This window comes from Nitrospira sp. (genome assembly GCA_005116745.1).
In the GTDB taxonomy this organism is placed as follows: Bacteria; Nitrospirota; Nitrospiria; order Nitrospirales; family Nitrospiraceae; genus Nitrospira_D.
In genome coordinates, this window is record SWDS01000009.1 from 123,009 (window position 1) to 143,288 (window position 20,280).

The 20,280-nt window shown below is 54.0% G+C and carries 19 protein-coding genes and 1 pseudogene; 11 read left to right on the forward strand and 9 right to left on the reverse strand.

Going from position 1 to position 20,280, the window contains the following annotated elements:
• The gene (locus E8D52_13730) at nucleotides 1–540 is read left to right on the forward strand and encodes an NUDIX hydrolase (GenBank protein ID TKB66749.1); all 540 of its coding nucleotides are present in this window, start codon (nucleotides 1–3) and stop codon (nucleotides 538–540) included.
• 10 nt (nucleotides 541–550) lie between these two features.
• Here E8D52_13730 and E8D52_13735 read toward each other — a convergent pair whose 3' ends face one another.
• From E8D52_13735 to E8D52_13750, 4 genes are all read right to left on the reverse strand, one after another.
• A complete protein-coding gene (locus tag E8D52_13735) occupies nucleotides 551–814 on the reverse strand; it encodes a type II toxin-antitoxin system mRNA interferase toxin, RelE/StbE family (protein TKB66750.1) in 264 nt (87 codons plus the stop codon).
• Nucleotides 815–820: 6 nt separating this feature from the next.
• Nucleotides 821–1,003, reverse strand: a complete 183-nt coding sequence (locus tag E8D52_13740) for a hypothetical protein (GenBank protein ID TKB66751.1) — start codon at nucleotides 1,001–1,003, stop codon at nucleotides 821–823.
• Nucleotides 1,004–1,258: 255 nt separating this feature from the next.
• Nucleotides 1,259–1,618, reverse strand: a complete 360-nt coding sequence (locus tag E8D52_13745; GenBank protein TKB66752.1) for a PilZ domain-containing protein — start codon at nucleotides 1,616–1,618, stop codon at nucleotides 1,259–1,261.
• Between the two features lie 226 nt (nucleotides 1,619–1,844).
• On the reverse strand, nucleotides 1,845–2,315 hold the full coding sequence (locus tag E8D52_13750; GenBank protein ID TKB66753.1) for a hypothetical protein: 471 nt from the start codon (nucleotides 2,313–2,315) through the stop codon (nucleotides 1,845–1,847).
• 261 nt (nucleotides 2,316–2,576) lie between these two features.
• Here E8D52_13750 and E8D52_13755 point away from each other — a divergent pair, with 261 nt between their 5' ends.
• From E8D52_13755 to E8D52_13765, 3 genes are read left to right on the forward strand one after another with little or no spacing between them, the layout of a single operon-like run.
• Entirely contained in the window at nucleotides 2,577–3,209 is a 633-nt protein-coding gene (locus tag E8D52_13755) for an A/G-specific adenine glycosylase (protein ID TKB66948.1), read from the forward strand.
• A gap of 7 nt (nucleotides 3,210–3,216) precedes the next feature.
• Nucleotides 3,217–3,624, forward strand: a complete 408-nt coding sequence (locus tag E8D52_13760) for a (deoxy)nucleoside triphosphate pyrophosphohydrolase (GenBank protein TKB66949.1) — start codon at nucleotides 3,217–3,219, stop codon at nucleotides 3,622–3,624.
• Nucleotides 3,621–4,337 (forward strand): hypothetical protein, encoded by a 717-nt coding sequence (locus tag E8D52_13765; GenBank protein ID TKB66754.1) that lies wholly within the window; start codon nucleotides 3,621–3,623, stop codon nucleotides 4,335–4,337. The genes E8D52_13760 and E8D52_13765 overlap by 4 nt, the downstream gene beginning before the upstream one ends.
• A gap of 13 nt (nucleotides 4,338–4,350) precedes the next feature.
• Here E8D52_13765 and E8D52_13770 read toward each other — a convergent pair whose 3' ends face one another.
• The 3 genes from E8D52_13770 to mtaB all read right to left on the reverse strand — a co-directional run bounded on the left by E8D52_13770 (nucleotide 4,351) and on the right by mtaB (nucleotide 8,687).
• Nucleotides 4,351–5,364 carry a hypothetical protein gene (locus E8D52_13770; protein TKB66755.1) on the reverse strand — a complete coding sequence of 338 codons (1,014 nt, stop codon included), beginning with the start codon at nucleotides 5,362–5,364 and terminating at the stop codon, nucleotides 4,351–4,353.
• Nucleotides 5,365–6,018: 654 nt separating this feature from the next.
• On the reverse strand, nucleotides 6,019–7,350 hold the full coding sequence (gene miaB, locus E8D52_13775) for a tRNA (N6-isopentenyl adenosine(37)-C2)-methylthiotransferase MiaB (protein ID TKB66756.1): 1,332 nt from the start codon (nucleotides 7,348–7,350) through the stop codon (nucleotides 6,019–6,021).
• The gene (gene mtaB, locus E8D52_13780; GenBank protein ID TKB66757.1) at nucleotides 7,347–8,687 is read right to left on the reverse strand and encodes a tRNA (N(6)-L-threonylcarbamoyladenosine(37)-C(2))-methylthiotransferase MtaB; all 1,341 of its coding nucleotides are present in this window, start codon (nucleotides 8,685–8,687) and stop codon (nucleotides 7,347–7,349) included. The genes miaB and mtaB overlap by 4 nt, the downstream gene beginning before the upstream one ends.
• Before the next feature lie 198 nt (nucleotides 8,688–8,885).
• Between mtaB and E8D52_13785 the strand changes: the two are divergent.
• Nucleotides 8,886–9,230, forward strand: a pseudogene (locus tag E8D52_13785) (hypothetical protein).
• Between the two features lie 155 nt (nucleotides 9,231–9,385).
• Nucleotides 9,386–10,645, forward strand: coding sequence for an MFS transporter (locus E8D52_13790; GenBank protein TKB66758.1), 1,260 nt, complete (start codon nucleotides 9,386–9,388; stop codon nucleotides 10,643–10,645).
• A 27-nt stretch (nucleotides 10,646–10,672) separates the two neighbouring features.
• Here E8D52_13790 and E8D52_13795 read toward each other — a convergent pair whose 3' ends face one another.
• The gene (locus E8D52_13795; GenBank protein TKB66759.1) at nucleotides 10,673–10,966 is read right to left on the reverse strand and encodes a hypothetical protein; all 294 of its coding nucleotides are present in this window, start codon (nucleotides 10,964–10,966) and stop codon (nucleotides 10,673–10,675) included.
• Nucleotides 10,967–11,098: 132 nt separating this feature from the next.
• Here E8D52_13795 and E8D52_13800 point away from each other — a divergent pair, with 132 nt between their 5' ends.
• The 5 genes from E8D52_13800 to E8D52_13820 all read left to right on the forward strand — a co-directional run bounded on the left by E8D52_13800 (nucleotide 11,099) and on the right by E8D52_13820 (nucleotide 18,149).
• On the forward strand, nucleotides 11,099–11,470 hold the full coding sequence (locus E8D52_13800; GenBank protein ID TKB66760.1) for a DUF4359 domain-containing protein: 372 nt from the start codon (nucleotides 11,099–11,101) through the stop codon (nucleotides 11,468–11,470).
• A gap of 281 nt (nucleotides 11,471–11,751) precedes the next feature.
• Nucleotides 11,752–15,288: a vitamin B12-dependent ribonucleotide reductase gene (locus tag E8D52_13805; protein TKB66761.1), complete on the forward strand. Its 3,537-nt coding sequence runs from the start codon at nucleotides 11,752–11,754 to the stop codon at nucleotides 15,286–15,288.
• Nucleotides 15,289–15,536: 248 nt separating this feature from the next.
• Nucleotides 15,537–15,947 (forward strand): hypothetical protein, encoded by a 411-nt coding sequence (locus E8D52_13810; GenBank protein TKB66762.1) that lies wholly within the window; start codon nucleotides 15,537–15,539, stop codon nucleotides 15,945–15,947.
• A 3-nt stretch (nucleotides 15,948–15,950) separates the two neighbouring features.
• The gene (locus E8D52_13815) at nucleotides 15,951–16,628 is read left to right on the forward strand and encodes a septal ring lytic transglycosylase RlpA family protein (protein ID TKB66763.1); all 678 of its coding nucleotides are present in this window, start codon (nucleotides 15,951–15,953) and stop codon (nucleotides 16,626–16,628) included.
• A 255-nt stretch (nucleotides 16,629–16,883) separates the two neighbouring features.
• A complete protein-coding gene (locus tag E8D52_13820; GenBank protein TKB66764.1) occupies nucleotides 16,884–18,149 on the forward strand; it encodes an HlyC/CorC family transporter in 1,266 nt (421 codons plus the stop codon).
• Here the strand turns inward: E8D52_13820 and ligA are convergent, their stop codons facing one another.
• Nucleotides 18,150–20,210, reverse strand: a complete 2,061-nt coding sequence (gene ligA, locus E8D52_13825; GenBank protein TKB66765.1) for an NAD-dependent DNA ligase LigA — start codon at nucleotides 20,208–20,210, stop codon at nucleotides 18,150–18,152.
• Nucleotides 20,211–20,280: the final 70 nt, after the last annotated feature.

Below are 20,280 nucleotides of genomic sequence, written 5' to 3' on the forward strand. Positions count from 1 at the left end.
ATGAATTATTGCAGCGCCTGCGGAAAGCCGGTCATTCAAAAAGTTCCGCCAGGCGATAACCTGCCTCGGTTCGTGTGCGACACCTGCCAGGCTATTTATTACCATAATCCGAAGATCGTCGCGGGCTGTATTCCTGAATGGGAAGATCAGATCCTCCTCTGCCGTCGGGCCATTGAACCTCGACTTGGACTCTGGACCTATCCGGCCGGTTTTATGGAGCTCGGTGAGGGCACCGAACAGGCGGCGATGCGGGAGACGCTTGAGGAGGCGCAGGCGAAAGTGACCATTACGCGGCTCCATTCGGTATTGAGCCTGCCTCGTATTGGACAGGTCTACATGACCTTCATCGGTCGTCTTCAGACCAAGCAGTTCAGCGCAGGGTTTGAAAGTCTGGATGTGCAGCTCTTTCCCCGCCATGCAATCCCGTGGGAGGAAATCGCCTTCCCAGTGGTGGAAGCGGCCTTGCGTCATTATGTTGAGGACGTGGCACGGGGAACGTTTCAGCTGCATGTCGCAGACGTCCTGGGGACTATCAACTGACCGAGGTTTTTCAGGAGCGAAGCGCACTCTGGGGCACGATCGCGTGGATATCGACGAGCTGTTCCGTGCGGTCGATCGCATAGAAAATCCGCCATTCCCCTACGGCATACTTGCAGAGTCCAGGAAGGTCATCCGCGATCGATTCATGGCGCAGGTTGTCGACATTGGAAGCTAGCCACTTGGATTTGTCGAAGAGTCGTTGAGCCATGGCCTTGTCAATTGCAGCGAGGTCTTGTGCGGTGCTGGGGCAAAAGGTGAGGCGGTACCAGGGCATGGGGTTTTACCAGCGAAGGCCGATCCGTTCGGCGATGTCTTCTCCGGAGAGCCGGTCACTGCTCACTAATGACTGCTTGAGTCGGGCTCTGAGTGAATCGCCGAGTTGGAGGCCAAGGTCGGGATCTCCGATCAACTCGCGAATCCGATCGTCCACGAGGCCCTGGACCAATTCTTTCAATTGTTCCATCGACAACGACGAGAGCTCCATGGAACGAGAATACGGGCCAGGATGGACGGAATGCAACCGACGGCAGTCGTGGATTTGATCGAAGCCCGTGTGCGCTGAGCGTGGATGACGCGAAGCGCGGTGAATTCTATTTCCGCTGGTCAGTGGGTCGGATATGTCGGCGTTCTAGCTTGAGGGGGCGTCCGTCTATAGAAAACGATGATCGAGCTCGTCAAACGTGGGGAATGGTCTGTGCTGACCGCTGAGCGATCTGCTTCACGTCTTTGGCAGCTCGCCTTTTGGAACGATAAGGGCCTGTCCTACCGTTACGGAGAGCTGTTCGAGCACCCGCTTAAGCCGTTCTTGTTCAGCAGGTGTTACGGCTAAGAATTCGACACCGATGCCCTGTGATCCGGACCAGCGGACGGTCCCCTTACTAATGTGGATGGGGGTGGGTTCGCCCGGCAGTTCAATGAGCAATTCCACCTGCATGCCGGTAAAGGACTGGACGACGCTTTCTAACCGGCAGCCCTTTAGCGAGAGATCCTTCACGGACGCGTTGTATCGAAGTTTATCTCTCTGCACTAACGTGCTGGGGATTGCTACCGGAAACCGTGGGAATTTACGGGTGACCATCGTGCGTCCTTATGTTGCGTGGCAGATTCCTTGGCCTATCTGCGAAGCATGAGACGTTGCTCTTTGCCTGTCGAGTCGATCGGTATTATAGCCAATTGTAACTAATGGGGTACTAGGTAGCAGGCTATGTGTCCGCGGGCAACTTGTCAATGAATAGACTGATTTGGGCAGCAGTGAGTGCGTTCACTGCGGAAGGGGTGTTGCAGTTTTCCCTGCTCGGGGACCGTTACCAGCGAGAGCCCCAATATCCGTAATGTCGAGGACCCCAAAAGGGGCGGTCAAAGGGTGACGCATAGATCCCGGAATTTCCAAAATGAAGTCCAAGCCCCAGCCCGAGGGGATAGCCATAGGAGTAAGGATAGGAATACGGGATTGGGACAATGCTCGTGGTGGGCCGTTCTACAAGCTGTCGTTGTAAATCCGCCGTCGCGGTTGATTGTCGATCGAGCTGGCTCTTGAGTTGACTGACTGCCCCCTCTTGGGCCTGGAGTTTCCCTTCAAGCGCAGCGATTTTTTTCTGTTGTGCTTCCATGAAGGCGTTCACGCAACGGGTCTGCGCGTCGCCTGTGTAATTCGAACACTCCCATGGTATTTGGAGAGTTTCAGCGATGGTCGGGAAGGGGAAGAGGACGCAGGCGACAGTCCCAGCTAATACCAAGGCTCGGGACCACCGATCTCGGAAGGTTTTCCGTTTCATGCATTCCCTCCAATGCGGCTATTTATAGAGTACCATGCGAATTGTTCCTTGACCAGATGGTCCGAGGACATTTGAGTACACGTTTCCTCGATCGAGCGGTGTACATAGGCGCATTTGATTTTAAAGGAAAGGGACTCCTACAATGGCAGATTGGGAGACCGTGGCTATAGGACTTGATGCATGCCTGCGAGACGCCCCTCCAACAAGAAAAAACCCGGCAAGTCCGTTCTACCCGAGCGTTCTGCTAAGCGTCGATTCCAACTGAGGCTTCTGAAGTGGTATGGGGAACATGGCCGGGATTTACCCTGGCGGAAGACCTCAGACCCGTATCACATCCTCGTCTCAGAGGTGATGCTTCAGCAGACCCAAGTTGATCGGGTGATTCCCAAGTACCACGAGTTTTTGAAACGTTATCCGAGTTTCGAAGACTTGGCAGAGGCCCCGGTCGCCGATGTCAAGAAGACCTGGTATCCCCTTGGGTACAACATTCGCCCGGAACGGCTGCACGGGATCGCGTGCGAAACGGTGGAACGGTACGGGGGGAAACTTCCCAACGATGCTGACGAGTTGCTCTCGTTCAAAGGGATCGGGCGCTATACTGCCGGGGCCATTCGCTCCTTTGCCTTCAATGAAGATGCGCCCATTCTGGACACGAACGTGATCCGTGTCTTGCACAGGGTGTTTGTCGCTGAAGGTGATCCTAAGGCACAGAAGGCGATGCTATGGGAATTGTCGGAAACCTTGATCCCGCGTGGGAAAGGGTATGACTTTAATCAGGCGATTATGGACTTTGGAGCGACGGTATGCACGGCTCGTGATCCCTATTGTCTCCTGTGTCCGATGAAGTCGTTCTGTAAGACATATCCGTTCAGTCCGGCGACTCGTGAGCGGTAGCAGGCTGATCATGCAAGTCATTGAAGTGGCGGCAGGGCTCATCCACCGTGACGGTCGCTATTTAATCGCCCGTCGAAAACCTGGTGTCCACTTGGCAGGTTTCTGGGAGTTCCCTGGGGGAAAACGGGAAATGGGCGAATCGCTCACGGAGTGTTTGCAACGAGAGCTGTTTGAAGAGCTGAGTGTTCGCATCGACCAACCTATCCCGTATCGGGTCATTCGGCACGACTATCTGGATCAAATCATCGAGTTACATTTTTTTCTATGTGCCATTGAACAGGGGGAGCCTGTGCCTATCGGTTGTGAAGAAATCCGCTGGGTCTCTCCTGAAGATCTCACGCAGTTTACCTTCCCGCCGGCAGACTACGCGGTGATCGACGCCTTGCGGCGCGATGCGTTCGGAGTGTCACGATGAAGGTGGTGCTCGATATCGAAACCGTCCAAGCTCCTCGTGAAGAATGGGCACGTTTGGCGGGGAAGACGCCGATGAGCAGTGAATCCCCCCAAGCGGATGAGGGGTATGACCTCTTTGCCGCAGGTGCGGCAGAAGAACGCCGGCACGCAGAGGATGAGCTGTACGCCAAGTCGGCGTTTGATGGGACGTTCAGCCGCATCGTCTGTATCGGCTTGCTGGAATTTTCTGATCAGATGGAAGCTCGCAGCGCCGTCGCTTGGTTCGGTGCGAACGAACGTGAGCTGCTCCGCCAATTCTGGGCGAGGCTAGCCCAGGACCGTCCTGCCTTATTCATCACACACAACGGACTTGGCTTTGATCTACCCTTCATCAAGAAGCGGTCGATCATTAATCAAGTGAAACCCAGCCTCGATATCAACCTTGCGAAGTTCCGTACCGAACCGGTCTATGACACCATGGCCATCTGGAGTAATTGGGACACGAGGGGCTGGGTTAAGCTCGACGTCCTGGCTAGAGCATTACAGGTCGACACGAAGTCGGGTAGTGGGGAACAAGTTGCCGAAATGTGGGAGAAAAGGCAGGGTCGTGAGCTTGCGCAGTACTGTCTGCAAGATACCTATGTGACGTATGCCTGCTACTGCCGCATGAACTTTCGTCAGCCCCTGTCCAGGGAGGTTGTTCTGCTGCAGCCTGAGCTCTGCGACGTCGATTAGATCGATCAGTTGATCACCGAGTCTGATACGCTTCCGCCGATTTCTTTTTTGGGGCTGAGCGGGCGGCTGTCTTGCTGGTCTTCATGGCTTTCACTTCTTCCGTCTGTTGACGGAGCGCTTGCTTCATCCACATTACTTCCTTCTTCAGCATTGTGATCTCGGAATCTTTTCGTTTATTAGCTTCTCGCGCTTCACGGACCTCATCCAGCTTCTTGTTGAGTAGTTCATCGGTACTTAATTGAGGAGTTCCTGCATCGGTCCGGCGCCGAGCCGGAAACTCTTGGGGGTCTAGTAAGGCGGAAGCTTCCTGCGGGGCTACTGCTTCCATGACCGATGGGTCTAGTGTCGGCGCAGCGGCTGGTACCAGCGGAGCAGCCTGTGCTGCAGAAGCTGGGAGAGACTTTGGTGACCCTGCTGCGTGAATCGAACCAGGCATCGCTGCTTTGGCGAGAGGCTGGTAGTCGATGACCATCGTCATCGCCTCACTTCCCAGAGCGACAAAGGAAGGAGCTTTTTCAAGATGCGCAGCAGAACGAGGAGAGAACCCCGAGGCCTTCCTGTTTAGAGATGGAGCGATTGTCAAATGGATCGATCCCTTATGCACATAGAGGGTGCCCGCTGTGGGTTCAGCGCCTGACCCTGCCGATGGAGACACCTTGAAACCGACAATCTGCTCCGGTTTCGCTTGCGATAAACCTTGGGCTAGCAGGGGAGCAAGAAACTCGGCGTCTTCATCGCTGAACACTCTCATCGGCTTGCTGCCACTGGCGGGCATGTTTGCTGACATTTTCTGAACATCGTCGGTCACAACGCCTTTGACTATTTTTAGCATGGTCATCTGGTCGATGGTGGCAGGATGGTTAGCTGAAAATGACCAATCGGCGATCTCCTTGAGATAGACGGATCCTTTAGCATTTTTGTGAAGCTTTGCCTCTCCGGAAAGCATGGAGCATCCGGGCACGATCAGGCTGAGGGACATCAAGACGCCGATATAGTGGGAACTGCGGACATTGAAAGGGATATGCATAGGGGGTCTCCTCATCTGTGGTCTTGTGGCCGAGGAGGCCGGTTGGCCTCTATAGCAAAAGCTTCGAGTGTGATCATGGTTCTTATACCGAACTACCATACACCTAGACCCATGAGTACTATGCCGATTACCAGCCATCCGATTACCCCAACCGAAATGATTGTTTCGAGTGTGACACGGGAATCAGATGGGTTGGGATTCGGTGTTGAATCGGAGTCGGCGGACTTCATAGCGAGAGGCAAAGGCTCTGGTTGCTGAACAGGTGGACGCCGAGATTTGAGCAAGGTCCATGCCTTCTCATTTTTGAAGTGACAGGTTGTATCGTTGGTCAAGGGAAGAGGGAGAGATCCTTACTAGAGCTCAGCATCTGAAGGTCAAGAATGGTGACTGCACTCTAGAAGAGAGACTTAAAGCGTGCCTTTATAATCATCAGGTTAGCGGCGAAGGATTGGTCAAGTGGAGGAAGAATCTTTGACGATTGGGGGTGGGCTTGGTCATCAACGAGGTTACATGGGAGTGAATACAGGGAATGAATGATCGACGAAATAGTCTGAATGTGGCCGAGCGAGCCGGTCAAATAATGTTCCTTTCTACCGTGAGGTGTGCAGAATTGTTCCAAAGGGTGAGACTGTTAACGCCTCCAAGACTGGAATCTCACTCCCCATAGAGAGTCGCAGCCGAGGCATCAAAGATCTGTTTCGTAATCAGAGTGCCTGGCCGAAAATCACCGATGCTTTTCTCCCATACAACAGTGATATTCCCATCGGTTTTCCCCATGCCTTGCGTTGGTGAGCGGGTTGCATCACCCTCGACTAAGATCTCTACATTCTTGCCGATGTAGTGGCGGTTGCGCTCAGCCGTGATTGCCCGCTGAATCTCGACTAGTTTCAACACCCGCTGGCCCTTCACCTGGTCCGGCACATCGTCGGCGTATTTCCGAGCCGCGATCGTATGTTTCCGCTCCGAATATTTAAAGGTATAGGCCGAGTCGAGCTGAGCTTCTTCCACGATGCGGCAGGTGTCGCGAAACTCCGCATCGGTTTCTGAGCAGAACCCACAGATGATGTCCGTGGTCAGGACGACGTCTGGGATGACGGCTCGAATGCGACCAACCAACGCCAGATACTCGGCCCCCGTATAGTTTCGCCCCATCAGTTCGAGAATTCGATCGTTTCCGGCCTGCAGCGGGAGATGGACGTGTTTGCAAATTTTTGGATGAGCCGCAATCGCGTCGATCAGTGCCGGAGGAAAGTCTTTAGGATGCGGCGAGGTAAATCGCACGCGCTCGATAGCATCGGTGTCTGCAACCGCTTTGATCAGTCGGGCAAAGTCCCATTCGTCGTGGTGATAGGAATTTACGTTCTGGCCAAGTAACGTGATTTGCTTGAAGCCACGGGCTGCGGCATCACGCGCTTCGAGCAGAATGGATTCTGGATCACGCGATCGTTCACGTCCTCTGGTGTAGGGAACAACACAGAAAGAACAAAAATTATCGCAACCTCGCATGACGGTGATCCAGGCATTCATCCCATTCTCGCGATCCGGCATGACCCCTTCGTACGTCTCATACTCCGAGAGATCCAGCGCAAATCCCTTCTGGGCAAGTCCCTGTCCTTGAGCTTCCAGCGCGTGTGTGAGCAACGAGGGAAGTTGTCGATACGAATCCGGGCCGGCTAAGACGTCAATCAGAGGCTCTTTTTCAGCGAGTTCACTTTTGAGGTTCTGGGCCATACAGCCGAGCACACCGACCACGAGTGGGCGTTGCCGTTTGATCGCCTTCAGCTCAGCGAGGTGGCCATAGATCTTATTATGCGCATTCTCCCGGATGGCGCAGGTGTTGACTAACACCACATCGGCCCGTTCGCGGTCCTCCGTAAAGACAAATCCTTCCCGCTTCAGCATCGAGCGGACCAGCTCACTATCCGATTCGTTCATCTGGCAGCCGAAGGTTTCGATGTGAACCTGGGGAAGGGACTTGACCATCATAGGAGCACCAGGGAAGCGTTCGTCGCCGCTGGAGGTGCTACGAGATCGCCGAATACGCAACGACCGGCTGCGGCAGAAATCATGACTGGCTTGATCTGGTTCTCGAGGTTATCGGAATCCGTGACGGCGACTTTTGTGAAGTTCGGTGTCGTGCCGAAGCGATAGGAGCCTTGTGTGCCGGATTCAAACAGAACCGGGACCGTTTTGCCGATCTGTGCGTTGTGAAAGACCAGTCGTTTGGCGCGATCGAGATCCAGCAGAAAATTGGTGCGTTTCTTAATCGATACGGACGAGACCCGCTGCTTGATGCGCAGTGCCGCGGTCCCCGGTCGCGCGGAATAGGGAAAGACGTGCAGATAGGAGAAGGGGAGGTCTGAGGCAACAGCCACCGTATTTTGGAATGCGGCGTCAGTCTCACCAGGGAATCCGACCATGAGATCAGTTCCGATCCCGAGGTCGGGAATCTTCCTGAGCGCGGTGTCGATCAGCTTGCGGTACGCGTTGACCGTATGGCGCCGGTTCATGGCCTGTAGGATCTGATCGTCCCCGCTCTGCAGAGGAATGTGGAGATAGGGACAGAGCTTCTTGGATGAGGCCATGAGATCAAGTAGTTCCTCGCTGACCGTGGTTGGCTCAATCGATGAGATCCGGATGCGCTCGAGGCCATCAACCCGATCGAGCCGACCAAGGAGTGCAACAAAGTCGGTCCTGCCGTGAGCGTATTGCCCGATGTTCACGCCGGTCAGGACGATCTCCCTATAGCCCCGTGCCACTAAACTCTCGGCTTCGCGCAGAATGTCGTCGAACGCTCGGCTGCGTTCGTGTCCTCTGGCGAACGGGATGATGCAAAAGCTACACATGGCGCTGCAGCCGTCCTGAATCTTAAGCAGAGCTCTGGTGGAGTCCGGTTCCGCAAAGTAGGGCAGATCAAAGTCCCCACGCGTCATCGTCTTTGTATGGTGAATATCTGGGGTCGATCGTTTGCGCAGCTCGTGAACAGCTGGGAGATAGGCCGGCAGGTCGAGCTTGAACTGATGTCCGACGATGAGATCGATGCCGGCCTGACGCTTGAGCTGTGCCATACCCGTTTGGGCGTAACAGCCGGTCACAGCGATGAAGGCATGGGGAGAGTGTTTCAGCGTTTTCCGGATCAGGTATCGCGATGTCCGTTCGGCATCTTCCGTCACAGAACAGGTATTGAGCACGAGAACATCGGTTGGTTGGCCGAACTCCACGAGCTCAAATCCCTTTCGTCTGAGCCCTTCCCCGAGGATTGAGGTTTCGGCTTGATTCAGTCGGCAGCCGAGCGTATGAAGAGATGCACGGGTTGTCACCATAGGCTAGCATTATAGGAAGATCAGGCCTGTTTCAGCAAGGTTGCTTCTTACGACCGGGGATCTCAAGGATTGTGAGCCAATTGTCGGAACGACCCATGATCGGGTTGTATCCGAGTTACCGGGGAGAGCGTGAGGATCGTTCATCTGCGTCTGCTCATCGTTTGTGTGTTGGCAGCATTGTTCTGGAGCCATCCTGTGGCGGGATGGAGCTTGGATTCACTTCCCACCGAGCCTGATCTTGCTACCCGTGTCGATGAGCTGTATGACCATGAGGCCCGTCTCTTCATCATGCTGTATTCGCTTCGTGAAAATGGCCAAATCGACTATGTCACGGCCCGGCTGGTGCAGGAGTATTCGCGCAGTACCTACGGGAATCCTATCTATCAGACCGAGGCCCAGCCACTCTTCTATTGGTGGAACCACACGATGTGGAATGACCCTGAACAGGATGGGGTCAACGGCAACGAAAAGGTCTACCAGGAAAATACCGACTTCGATATCTCACGATACAAACCGTGTGTGTTCAACGGACAGCCCTGTTAGCCTCAGTGCCAGCCGGTGAGATAGTCCTCGCCTGTTTTGTGATTCTGCTGAGTGGCGGCACGAGGCGGTGGTATTCTGCATGGCAACTCGAAACGAGTTGCCCTGCTGATGGTATCTCCATCCGTTTCAGCTCACGTGTGTCCGAGTCAGTGTCCATGAAGCAAGGATCCTTCGACATATCAAGCCTTATGAATCGCCGCATCCTCGTGATGCTGCCATTGGGCTTTGCCTCCGGTCTCCCACTCGCCCTCACCTCGGGGACCTTACAGGCCTGGCTTACGGTGGAAGGAGTCGACCTCAAGACCATCGGTATTTTCACGATGGTCGGTCTGCCCTATACGCTCAAGTTTCTGTGGGCTCCTATCATGGATCGTGTGGTGCCGCCATGGTTGGGGCGGCGTCGCGGCTGGATGGTCCTCACGCAACTCTGTGTGGCTGTTGCTCTCGGGTTCATGGCCATGACCAATCCAACGCTTCACCCAGGATGGCTTGCGGCCTATGCCGTACTCGTCGCATTCCTTGCGGCGTCCTTGGACATCGTTTTTGACGCCTATCGAACGGATACGCTCCAGCCTCACGAGCGTGGTTTGGGCGCGGCTGTGTGGGTGAATGGCTATCGAATCGCCCTCTTGGCCTCTGGAGCTGGGGCGCTGGCGCTAGCGGATTATGTCGGGTGGCAAATGACGTATCTGGCCATGGCAGCCATCATGGTCGTTGGGGTGATTATTGTTTTGATCAGTCCTGATCCTACATTGGTGGCCCATGCTCCTCAGAGTTTGAAGGAGGCTGTTGGTGCCCCGCTGGTGGAGTTTTTCTCTAGACCCACGGCACTGGGGTTCTTGGCTGTGATCGTTCTCTACAAACTTGGAGATGCCGTTGCATCCACACTTCAGACTGCCTTTCTGATTGGAGGATTGGGGTTTTCCTCGACTGAGGTCGGCGCCGCAAAGGGGCTTGGGATTTTTGCCACGTTGATAGGAGCATTTATCGGTGGGCTGTTGATGACGAGGTCAGGGCTTGTCCGGTCCTTGCTGATCTTCGGCGTCTTGCAAGCTGTCTCGAACCTAGGCTTTGTGGTATTGGCTGTGATGGGGAAGCATGCCGGTGTGTTGACGGCGGCAGTCGTGATCGAAAATGTGACGGGCGGAATGGGCACGGCTGCATTTGTCGCGTTGGTGATGTCGCTCTGCGATCCCCGGTATACCGCGACTCAATTCGCGCTGCTGTCTTCGTTAGAGGCGTTGGGGAGGGTATTTGCCGGCCGCCCATCGGCGGATCTTGTCAGCCTGGTTGGATGGACTCAGTTTTTTGTCTTGACCGTGGTTGTTGCTCTCCCGGGTCTGTGGGCCGTTTGGCGGATCCGACGTTCCATCGAGCCGGAGCAGAAAGCCGCCGAGCATATTTCTGTTACATAACCTGTAGCTTCGTCGATCTCCAAGTGACTATGAGGACAATCGGCGTTGAAGGAAGAGGACGAAGAGCATGAGGGTGGGCAGCGGAGCGAGGATGAACGGCACTAGCCAGATCCAGACGTTCTTCCCGCGGACACGCGCTTGGTCGATCATCCAGACGAAGAGCCAGACGAGCAGGCATGCATAGTTCAAGATAATCCACTGGGTGGTGTGTGTTTTGAGCACACTACTGCTTTCCGACGGGCCTTGGAGGAGGAAGATTCCTAACAGCAGAACGAATGTGCCTAACAGGCCACCGATAAGTTTTTTGCTCCAGACGAACATGGTCTCCTCCAGACTTGATAGACCTTGTGAAGAAAATTCTGGCTAAGCTAATTGGCGGACGGTTGTTTGTCAAATGAGGCGATTCGATAGTCATCGAACAATTTCGAGGGTAGACGATCCTATCAAAACATCATGAGTCTCCTTCGTTTGAGCATAATAGTCGTTGTACTGGCCGGAGCGATCGGTCTGGCTCTATCAAACCCGAACATGGACGACTATTTACGCTTCGTTGAACTGGAATTGAGCAAAGCGATAGGCCGAATGGACCAAGGGACACCGACTCGAGAGCAACAATTTATTCGGCAGGTGTTTCAGTCACAAAGTAGGAAGCTTCTCGAATCACTCGTGAGGCCGAATACAGTGCGACAGAACTGGGGGATTATGAGCCGGTATGAAACACAGGTGGCGGATACAAAAGTCATTGTCTTCGGTCTCGGCGGTTGGTTCATTCCTATTCAGGGTGTCGAAGAAGCAACACTGAAGATCGGGCGAATGGCCTTCTAACAAGAAAAAATGGCCAGGGTAATCTGACGGGGCCGTATTCTACCGGTTATTTCTGTGGATAACCCCGCTGATAAGCGACTAGAATTGGCCAGGATATTCGCATTTCGACTATTCACAGCTTTCCCTCTCATTTCCAAAAGATCCACAATACTTGGTGTTGACAAAAAAACATGATAGCTATATGTAGCTGTCCAGCAAAACCACATGAGCTTCACACACCTTAAATATGGTCTAATCAGAGGCATGAGTTATATCCTTTTCCCCTCGGCAGGAGGTCTCCCGTGAAAATTGATCGAAGATTTACCAGTCGTAGGCAGAATCCCTACGAGGGGATCACATTTGTGAAGCGTTCGTCGGAGATTCGCAATCCTGACGGATCCACTGTCTTCAAGCTCGAAAATATCGACGTTCCTGAGGCATGGTCGCAGCTGGCCATCGATATATTGGCCCAGAAGTACTTTCGGAAGGCTGGAGTTCCGCAGCGCGATCAGAATGGGCAGCCTGCCATCGGTCCAGATGGCAAGTCGGTGTTGGGTGGTGAGCAAGATGCCCGTCAAGTCTTCGAACGCATGGCTGGATGCTGGACCCATTGGGGCAAGTCCTATGGGTATTTCAAGACGCCGGACGATGCTGAGTCGTTTCATGATGAAATGTGCTACATGCTGGCGCATCAAATGGCAGCGCCCAATTCTCCCCAGTGGTTCAATACCGGCCTTCATTATGCCTATGGGTTATCGGGACCAGCACAAGGGCATTATTACGTTGATCCCAAGACCCACGAAGTGGTGAAAGCCACCAACGCGTTCGAACATCCTCAACCGCATGCCTGTTTCATTCAATCAATCGAGGACGATCTCGTGAATGAAAATGGCATCATGGATCTCTGGGTTCGGGAAGCGCGGTTGTTTAAGTATGGGTCCGGGACCGGGACCAATTTCTCCAAACTGCGTGGGGATGGCGAAGGGCTTTCCGGCGGCGGGAAGTCTTCAGGCCTTATGTCATTTCTGAAGATCGGGGATCGAGCTGCCGGGGCGATTAAGTCTGGAGGGACGACACGCCGTGCCGCCAAGATGGTTTGTTTGGACCTCGACCATCCGGATATCGAAGAATTTATCGATTGGAAAGTCATCGAAGAGCAAAAAGTCGCGGCGATGGTGACGGGGTCAAGGATTTGTGCGCAGCGCCTCAATGCGGTGCTAAAAGCTTGTCATACGGTCGATGGTGAAGGCGCTTTCAGATTGGATCTCGACCTGAAGACCAATCCGGTCTTGCGTGAGGCTCTGGCATCGGCCCGTCGGGATCTGGTATCCGAGGCGTATATCCAACGAATGTTTTCGTATGCGCAGCAAGGCTTCACGCATTTTGTCTTCCATGAATATGACACGAATTGGGATGGGAAGGCCTACCAGACCGTCTCCGGGCAAAACTCCAACAATAGCGTCAGGATTCCCAATGAGTTTTTTGCCGCGCTCGAAACCGACGGTGACTGGCAACTCAAGCGTCGAACGAGCGGCAAGGTCTGGAAGACCGTCAAGGCACGGGAGCTGTGGGACCGGATTGCGTGGGCGGCCTGGATTTGTGCTGATCCAGGGACGCAGTACGATACCACGATCAACGAATGGCATACTTGTCCGGAGGACGGTCGCATCAACGCCTCGAATCCCTGTTCTGAGTATATGTTTTTGGATGATACGGCCTGTAATCTCGCTTCCCTGAACCTCACGAAGTTCTATGCCGCTGATGGACAATTCGAGCTGGAACATTTTCGCCATGCCGTTCGGCTGTGGACGATCGCGTTAGAGATCAGCGTGTTGATGGCTTCCTTCCCGAGCCGCTCCATTGCTGAAAGGAGCTATCAGTTCCGTACGCTTGGGTTGGGGTATGCGAATCTGGGGACTGTACTCATGCGCCAAGGCATTCCCTATGATTCGCCCAAGGCCTTGGCAATTTGTGGAGCCATCACGTCCATTATGACGGGTGAAGCGTATAGTGCATCGGCTGAAATGGCTGCTGAATTGTCGCCCTTCCCGGGGTACACAAATAATCGAGAGCATATGCTGCGGGTCATCCGCAATCACCGTCGAGCTGCGTACCAGGCGCCACAGGCAGAATACGAACATCTCACGATTGCGCCGATGGGAATCCGTCCCGAGCATTGTCCGCCTGACATGCTTCTCGCCGCCAGACGCGCCTGGGACCATGCGCTTGAACTAGGGACGGCCTATGGATATCGCAATGCTCAAGTGACCGTCATTGCTCCAACCGGCACGATTGGGTTGGTCATGGACTGTGATACCACGGGGATTGAACCAGACTTTGCTCTGGTGAAATTTAAGAAACTGGCCGGTGGCGGGTACTTCAAGATCATCAATCAAAGCTTGCCGATGGCGCTGGCCAACCTTGGCTATACGGATCAGCAAGCGCAGGATGTCGTTCGGTACTGTGTCGGGGCTCAGACGCTCAAGGGCGCACCGTTCATCAATCATGACACGCTGCGTCAAAAGGGATTTGACGATGCGGCGCTCGATCGTTTGGAGAACAGTTTGGGGCAAGCATTTGAAATTCAGTTCGCCTTCAATAAGTTTACGCTCGGAGAGGCGTTCTGCGTTGAAAAGCTTGGCCTGACCGAAGCCCAGCTGAATGAAATAAGCGTCAACATGCTGAAGACACTTGGCTTTACACAAGAAGAGATCGCCGCAGCGAATGATTTCTGTTGCGGGACGATGACGGTGGAAGGCGCCCCGTATTTGAAGGTCGAACACCTTGCAGTGTTCGACTGTGCGAATCGATGCGGTCGAATCGGGCAACGCTCCATTGCCGTCGATGCGCATATCCGCATGATGGCCACGGCACAGCCGTTCATCAGCGGCGCGATTAGCAAGACCATCAACATGCCGGCCGATGCCACGCTTGAAGACGTCAAGGCGGCCTATTTACTTGCTTGGAAGAGCATGGTCAAAGCAGTCGCGCTCTATCGTGACGGGTCCAAACTGAGTCAGCCGTTGAGCGCTTCGACTGACAGTGGGAAGGCCGTGGAGGCGACCACTAGCGTGATGGGGATGGCGGAGAAAATCACCGAACGGGTACTCGTTCGGTATCTTGCCAAGCGCCGCTCGCTCCCGAGTCGGCGAAGTGGATACACGCAAAAGGCGATTGTCGGGGGACATAAGCTGTACCTGCGCACGGGCGAATATGAGGATGGGACGGTCGGAGAAATCTTTTTGGATATGCACAAGGAAGGGGCGGCGTTCAGAAGCCTCATGAATTGTTTTGCGATCGCCATCTCCCTTGGACTTCAGCACGGCGTGCCGTTGGAAGAATTCGTTGAGGCGTTTGTCTTTACCCGGTTTGAGCCGAACGGTCCCGTGAAATTGAACGATCGAATCAAAATGTCAACCTCGATCATCGATTATATCTTCCGTGAATTAGCCGTGACGTATCTCGACCGGTATGACCTAGCGCAGGTGAAAGAGGAGGATCTGCGCATGGATTCGATGAAGAAAGACGACATGGATCCCGAATGTTCAGAAGAAGAGGCGGACCTCGCTGCACTGGCCAAGTCTTCTGTTCTTACGGAGCATCTTCCGATCCGTCGGAACAGTGGAAAAGGAAATGGTCATGGAAATGGCCATAGTGTTGCTCGACAAGTAGAGATCACGAGGGAAACGCTTACTCTGACAGAGATAAAAAATGCTAAGGATGCTAAGGTCAAGGGCTACGAAGGCGATCCCTGTCCCGAGTGCAAACAGTTCACTATGGTCCGAAACGGCACCTGTCTGAAGTGTGTGACGTGCGGCGCAACGAGTGGATGTTCATAACGAGGAGTGTAAGAATGCGGAGCAGGCGACCGTCATTGTGTCTCTGGTGTAGAAAGCGGCGGGTCCTCCGAATTCGCTCGAGTGCTGACGTCTTCTTTGTGGCACGGTTACGGGCTCGAAGACTGTGCGCGAGACCGGTGTCCTCTCGTATCCTCTCGTATCACTATGGGTCGTGGTCTCCATTGCGAGCCGCTCGCTTGGCGAGGCGGAAAAAGTCCTGATGCCGGAGGTCAACTAGGAGTCTCACTATGCCGACAACAACACAACTTGTTATCAGTGGTCAGAGTAAACCGGGTGCTCTTGCCAGAGTGACGGCGGTCCTCGGTGAAGCTGGTGTCAACATTAAGGCGTTCTCCGCTCCAGAGGTGATGGGAACAGGCAAGCTGCGGCTGCTTGTCGCTGACCTGGACAGTGCGCGCGAGGCCCTTAAGGCGGCAAAGATTAAGTTCCGCGAAGAAATTGCGCTCCTCCTAAGTCTTGAAAACAAGCCCGGTGCGTTAAGGAAAGTGGCAGATACTTTGATGAAGAGCCGGATCAACATCAAGTGTGGCTATTGTACGCCTTCACGGGAAGGGAAACGGGCGATCGTCGTTCTGACCGTTTCCAATACCGACAAGGCCTTGGCTATTCTACGCAATAAGTCACTCGACGAGTTTTGATTGATGCGGCCGGTGCCGCTCACGAAACTTATTTCTCTGCCCATGGTCGTGATCGGACTGGGTGCCGTCCTCTCTCAAGGCTGCACCACCCCTCCTCGTTCTGTTGATCGTTTCCCTGGGTATCCCATTGGGTTCGTAGAACGAGGGATGGCCTCGTGGTATGGCCCTGGCTTTCATGGGAACAAGACGGCGAATGGGGAACGGTACGACATGTACAAACTGACGGCTGCTCATCGGACACTGCCACTCGGGTCCGTGGCACTTGTGCATTCGTTGACGTCAGGTCGCCAGGTTACAGTCAGGATTAATGATCGAGGGCCGTTCGCGAGGGGACGGGTGTTGGACCTTTCGTTGGCTGGTGCCCAAGCGCTTGGGATGGTCGACAACGGAACTGACCAGGTCGAACTTCGGGTTGTGGACTATAACTCTCGGCCCGAAGGGATGGGGGTATTACGGGTTCAAGTCGGTGCGTTCGCGGATCTTCAGAATGCTCGGGCGCTGTTAGCACAAGTTCAACGAGATTTTGCTGATGGACGTATCATTCAGATCGATCTCCAGGAAGGGCGTCGTTACCGAGTTCAGATTGGTCGATTCATAACTGAGCCGGAGGCTCAGATGGCCGCGAGTCGCCTCGATCGTACATTGAACCTGCAATCGCTTGTTGTGCGAGATGATAGTTAAACACGAGAAACATGGTGGCCTCATTCTGAGGGTTCTGTTTGGAACTAATTGATTTTCAAGCGACATTTCTTGGATTGCTTGCCTGCATGTGATCCCTGTGATAGATGTAGTGCTGTGAACTCTATTCTAAGTGGTCCGGTTATCTTAATCGTACGATCTTCTGAAGGGTGGACCAAGAGGTATCCTCTGGGAGACGACGCCCGGCTTCTCATCAGGCCAGCCATACTGGTCCAACGTCCCTACTAGACGACTGCGATGGACATCCTCATCCTACTAGGATTGATAGGGTTATCCGCTGTTATTTCTACAGCCGAGATCGGCTTCTTTTCGGTCAACGAAACACGACTGAAAGCCTTAGCGCAGAACGGAAGTAAACGGGCAGCCAAAGCCCTTCAGTTAAGGAGCGATCCCCAAAAGCTCCTCTCGACCATTCTCGTCGGTGACCGTCTCGTCAGTACTGCGACCCCCATGTTTGCCGCCTTCATCACATTGAATGCCTATGAGGGCAAGAGTGTGCTTGAAGAAGCGATTGCAGTCATGATTGGAATCCTGACCTTTGTGCTTCTCGTGTCAGTGGATGTCATCCCAAAGACTCTGGCGGCAAAGTTCTCCGTACCCGTGACGCTGAATATGGCCTACCCCATCTATGGGGTTCAGGTCATGTTGCGGCCGCTTCTTTTTCTGATCGTTCCTCTGATCTACAGTTTGACGGGAGGAAAGGGGTTGACACTGCCCTTGGTAACAGAGGAAGAGCTGAAAATTATGCTCGACCAGGGAGGAAAGGCCGGTGAGTTAGAATCAGAAGAAGTCAAAATGATCAAAAACGTGTTTCAACTGAAAGATATTACCGCGGAAGATGCGATGACACCACGCATCTACGTGTTTTCGCTCGACGGGAACCTTCGACTCAAGGAAGCACAAGAGCTGCTCTATAATTCCAAGTACTCCAGAATTCCGCTCTATGACGGCATGCTCGATAACATTACCGGGATTCTTTACAAGACGAAGGCGTTGACCGAGTTGGCTAAAGGGAGAACCGATTTGCGCCTCCGGGATATCGCCCATCCTCCGCTCTTCGTCCCGGCCGGCAAGACGGCGGACGACTTGATGAAACAGTTCCAGCAGGAGAAGCGGCATATGGGAGTCGTCGTCAACGAATTCGGCGGTGTCATGGGACTGGTGACGCTTGAAGATCTTCTTGAGGAAGTCGTGGGTGAGATCGTCGATGAAACGGATATCACTGAAGAACTCATCAAACGTATTGGAAAGAACCAAATTCTAGTCCACGGACGGACAGAAGTTCGAAAGGTAAACGATTTCCTCAAAGTTGAGCTTGGAGATGAAGCCCTGACCATCGGAGGGCTGATCCAGGAAAATCTCGGTCGTATTCCTCAGGCAGGAGAAGATCTCCGTATCGAGAACTGCCGCCTGATTGTTCACGAGGCGGATCCTCGCTCGATACGAAGCGTGCAAATTTTCAAGGATGAGAAAGTGCCTGTTCCAGTCGAAGCTTCAGTGTGACTAGCTCTCCTGCTGGTGCGCTATTAACTCTAGGAATGCCTCCTCGCTAAGGACAACGACCTCTAGTTTCTTCGCCTGATCGAGTTTTGAGCCAGGGTCTGTGCCGACTACGACATAGCTCGTACTCTTACTGACACTGGATGACACCGTGGCGCCCAACCGTTCGACCAGCGCCTTGGCCTCATCTCTCGTCAGCCTCACCAATCCACCGGTGAACACGAAGCTCTTCCCTGCGAAAGGCAGAGCAGCCGAGCTCTGAGCTGGGGGTGTGTCGATGATCGAAACGCCGAGTATGCGCAATTCATCGATGACCCGTCGGTTCGAACGCTCTTGGAAGTAGGAGACCAAACTCTCAGAGATTTCAGGACCAATTTCACGGACTTCCTGAAAACGGACGCAGTTAGCCGACATGATAGCATCAAGCGAGCCGAACTCTTTTGCAAGCACTTTGGCGATGTGCTGCCCTACTTGACGGATTCCCAGGCCCATCAAAAATCGGTCGAGCGAGACGTGTTTGCTTTGAGCGAGGGCGTTAAGGAGAAGGGTTGAGGATCGCTCCGCGAATCCCTCTAACTCAAGAAGTTGTTCAGCTCTGAGTCGATAGAGGTCAGAAAGATCCCTCACAAGGCCGAGGTCGACCAATTGTGCCACTGTTTTCTTACCCAGTCCGTCGATATTGAGAGCGGTCTTCGATACGAAGTGTTCAATGGCACCTTTCAGTTGGGCTGGACAGGCGGCTTGGCCTGTGCAGTAGAAGTAGGCACCTTCTCTTGCCACGGTGGAATTGCATATTGGACAGTGAAGTGGCATGTGGAAAGGGTCCGACCTGACTTCATTCAAGATAGGGATACGCTCGGTGATTGCCGGAATCACATCGCCGGCGCGCTCGACTCGAACCGTGTCGCCTACTCGGATATCCTTTCTTGCCACCTCGTCCGCATTGTGGAGGGTAGCTCGGCTGATGGTGACCCCACCCACGTCTACCGGCTTTAGGAGGGCGAGAGGGGTTAAGGCTCCCGTTCGGCCAACGGAAATGACAATGTCCTGTACTTCTGTGATCTCCTTCCGAGGAGGAAATTTGAACGCGATGGCCCAACGAGGACTTCTAGATTTCATTCCGAGTTGCGCTTGCCAATCCGCGCGATCGACTTTCACCACGACTCCATCAATTTCATAGGGGAGATTGTCGCGTTGATCCTCCGTTTCCCGGTGAAATACCAAGACCTGGTCGATGGATTCGCATCGTTGGCGAAGGTGAGGGATCGGAAGCCCACACATGGCCAACATTTCCAGCTCCGCCCAGTGCGACGGGGGATGGGGGCCGGTCATTGCCGTCACTTCATAGCAGGTGAGGACGAGTGGCCGTGAGGCGGTAATGTGCGAATCGAGTTGCCGAAGAGAACCGGCGGCGGCGTTACGTGGGTTGGCAAAGGCATCGTCCCCCCGCTCGGTCATTCGTCGATTGAGCGCATGAAAGTCGGAAAGGCGCATGTACACTTCGCCGCGCACCACCAAATGATCCGGGTACGATCCAGTCTCCAACTGCAGGGGGAGCGAGCGAATCGTGCGGAGATTAATGGTGATATCCTCGCCTACCTGTCCGTCACCACGGGTCGAGCCGCGAACAAACGTCCCGTGGTCGTAGACAATTTCAACCGACAGGCCATCGAATTTAGGCTCGACCGTGTAGCCGATGTGGTTCGTACCTAGCTCCCGTTTCATTCGTTGATCGAAGGCCAGGACCTCCTCAGAATTCATCAAGGAATCAAGGCTCAGCATGGGCCGTTCATGCTGCACCTTGCCGAGTGTGTCCAAGGGGGAGGCACCGACACGCTGAGTCGGGGAATCGGGGGTTACCAGTTCCGGGTACGTCCGTTCCAAGTTGGTCAATTCTCGGAACAACCGATCATACTCTCCATCGGAAATCTCAGGCTGATCCTTGATGTAATAGAGGTAGTCATGATGCCGGATTTGGCCCTTGAGGTGGGCGAGTCGCTCTTGCTCGGCTGGAGTGGCTTTGGACGAGGGCAGAGAGTCGTTATGGAGTGAACCCTGTCGCATGGTTGCGCTCAACGAGGTGACGTCCCAGCGATCGTGTCTAAGGTGTCATGAAAGACGACGTTTGGCATGA